Raw genomic sequence first — 2,654 nt, 5'->3', positions numbered from 1 at the left:
ATCTCTTCCCGGAAAAGGAGTGCGCCAACTATCTCAGAAACTCAGGATATGTTTCCGTATAAAAACAGCATGCTCTAGTCTGCTTTCATTCCATCGGGATCGTTGTCGGCGGAGCAAGACACGCTGTTCGCCGAGCGCAGGTGATCGCAGTGGCTTTGCTTCATTGACATGAAGCGCAAGCCGCGGAGGTGGCCCAAGGTGGCAAGCGATCAGCCGTTCCCGCACATGACTTGCACGACCGCGTTGCAGCAGCGGCGGGCGAATTTCGGATGCGTGGTGCGCCCGACACGAGGCTGCGCCAGTACCCGGCGTTTCGGTGACGTCCTGCCAATCAAACGAAGAGTATCGCCGGGACTGCCGCAGACCCGGTCTTTCACGTCGAACAGTGAGGATCGACTGAAGGAGCTCTGGAGATAGCATGGGGAGTGGATTGGCAGAAGCCGCTGGAGCATCGTCACTCGCGGCGGCATCACGCTTCATGGGTCGTCAGACAGCAAACAACCAGAACATCGCTTCTCTCGAAATCAATGGCGCGAGCATCGGGCGTGTCCCCGGGGGCATCGTCGTCACGCTCTCGGTCATGGTTGATCGGCCCGACGATGCAATTGCGGCTGGAAGGGACACGGGAGCGCGGCGCGGTGATTTCTGGCAAGACTATCCATACGATCGAACAGCGCTGCCGGAAGCAATCTGGCGCGAGGCGACCGCGTGAATGCACAGGAAAAGTTAGTGGGCAATATTATCTCGTCCGCTGAGGCCGTCAAAAAGCGGGAGGCGCTGTTGCGGCTGGCGAAGAAGCGACAGGACGCGAAATTCGAACGCTATTCGAAACCTTAGTTTAAGTTGGCTGATTTCCACGACGGATATTACGAAACTGACCATGTGTGCCGTGGACGATTTCGGCCTGTAACGTTGATGCCGATCTGATGCTGATCTGCCAAGACTGGGCGTCGCCAGACTTCCTCAACAAGCCGCGGAATGAATGAGAGGCAGAAACAGTGTGGCCACGACGCTACGCTTCCGACAAACATCAATATCAAGCGAATCCTCCGTGAGCAGTTTGATCTGTCGTTCGAAGAGACTTATGCGGCCGACGTGTTTCCGTTCATCAAGGAAGGAAGTATGGGTGCAAAAAATCCGTTTCGGGATTTGGTCAAAAGTGCTTCTGAGTACGCAGTGCCGCAGATCGACATTGTAAGGCCGAAGATGGTCATCTGCCTTGGATCTGCTCCCTTCAACGCGATCCGATCATCTACTAACAACGGCAAGTGGATGCCCATGAAAAATGCTTACATGGTCGAAGCGCCGTTCCACACCGAGCTTACTGGCGTTCCCATCTTTGGCGTTATTCATGTAGGGGGACAGGCAACGGCATTCGCCGGCGGCAAAGCGAAGCTCGAACCCCGATGGCAGGCGCTGGGGGCGCATTTCCGTTCGATCAGATCTCTCCCGGCCTCAAAATCCGAGTGAGGGGCCGCTCCCCCACTTTTTTAAGGGTCCCGAATCTGCTCGATCAGATAACCGGAGCGAACATGCCGACGCATTTTTCCAATCGATGCAGGCGTGAGCTTTGCGTGCGATGACAGCGACCTTCTCGCCGTCAACTGGCAGCGGGATCATCTTGCGGCAGACTTCATCCTTCCAGGTGCAGAGAAGCGCGTACTTCACGTTCACTTCGACGACGAAACGATCGTCCGTCTCTTGGACGAATTTCCGCTCAGCACAGAGCAGGACACCAAACCGGAAGGTCTGGTGTCACGTCATTTCGCTTACCGCGTCGAGGGCGCCGTGTTTGCGGCAGTACAATCGGAGGCTTGGAAAGTGAGCTTCCATCCTGCCAGCCACTATCGCTTCATCACGGGATGGGGATGCATGGACGTGCTCTGCAAGGCGCCGCCCCGATTCGAAGTCGTTGATCTCTGATCCAGGCGGAATGCCTCCGCGTCACCGAGCGGCGCTTCCGCCCGTGCATGACGAGATCGCGCGCCGTCCTAACTCCGTGATCTCGTAATGCGTGAGTTTCGGATTGATGGGGCGCACGCGTAGAATGCCGGCGTCGATCAGGCTGCTGACTTCCACGTCCGGATAGCGATCGTAGACAAGACAGCCGCCTTGGGCCGAGACGACGTGCTTGAGAAAGGCAACCGCATCTTTGCTCAGCTTCATCGGTTACCAGGCGGGCTGAATCGCCGCAGTAGACAAGCTCGGTCTCTCGGACGTTTCCGACTGTTCATCGCATGGATCCCAATCTGCCGCCCATCCTGGTTTGCCGCGAACCGCGACCTGGGGCGTTCTTCCGGTTTCCAGAAAAATTCTTGACGCCCACCCCCAAATCAGTGGTCTTATCCGTGCATCCCGTCCCGATGCGAAGGGGCGTACGCGCGGTCGTCACGATACGTGGGGCGGGGATGCGGTGGCCGTGGTGGATCAGGCGCTGATGCGCGACGACTGATCGGTTGCGGACGATGAAGTCGTGTGGTCCTGGCCTCTCGTCGCTGAGGTCAAGTCAACGTGTTGCTTGACGGCACGCGCTGATGATGGGGGCAAGAACGCCGATCCCCAGGGAGATCACGTATAAAGGTGCGCCGTGGAAAGGCGCGGTTCTTGAGAGGGTGAAAGTCCCTTCCGGCAAAGGTCGTTCCAGCCGGTAGCAA

4 protein-coding genes are annotated in these 2,654 nt (G+C 57.6%); 3 read left to right on the top strand and 1 reads right to left on the bottom strand.

The genetic code is table 11. The features are described from left to right. Window positions 1-430: 430 nt before the first annotated feature. The 3 genes from ACQR1Y_RS34600 to ACQR1Y_RS34590 all read left to right on the top strand — a co-directional run bounded on the left by ACQR1Y_RS34600 (window position 431) and on the right by ACQR1Y_RS34590 (window position 1,923). A complete protein-coding gene (locus tag ACQR1Y_RS34600) occupies window positions 431-712 on the top strand; it encodes a hypothetical protein (protein ID WP_434880142.1) in 282 nt (93 codons plus the stop codon). Window positions 713-978: 266 nt separating this feature from the next. Beyond that, complete coding sequence (locus ACQR1Y_RS34595; protein WP_434880141.1) at window positions 979-1,470, top strand: hypothetical protein; 492 nt, start codon at window positions 979-981, stop codon at window positions 1,468-1,470. Window positions 1,471-1,563: 93 nt separating this feature from the next. Continuing rightward, the gene (locus tag ACQR1Y_RS34590) at window positions 1,564-1,923 is read left to right on the top strand and encodes a hypothetical protein (protein ID WP_434880140.1); all 360 of its coding nucleotides are present in this window, start codon (window positions 1,564-1,566) and stop codon (window positions 1,921-1,923) included. Window positions 1,924-1,944: 21 nt separating this feature from the next. Here ACQR1Y_RS34590 and ACQR1Y_RS34585 read toward each other — a convergent pair whose 3' ends face one another. Next, a complete protein-coding gene (locus tag ACQR1Y_RS34585) occupies window positions 1,945-2,166 on the bottom strand; it encodes a hypothetical protein (RefSeq protein WP_434880139.1) in 222 nt (73 codons plus the stop codon). Window positions 2,167-2,654: the final 488 nt, after the last annotated feature.

This window comes from Bradyrhizobium sp. HKCCYLRH3099 (genome assembly GCF_051167855.1).
Lineage (GTDB): Bacteria > Pseudomonadota > Alphaproteobacteria > Rhizobiales > Xanthobacteraceae > Bradyrhizobium.
Note: the sequence above shows the minus strand (reverse complement) of the source record. Positions and strands in the feature narration are given on the sequence as shown.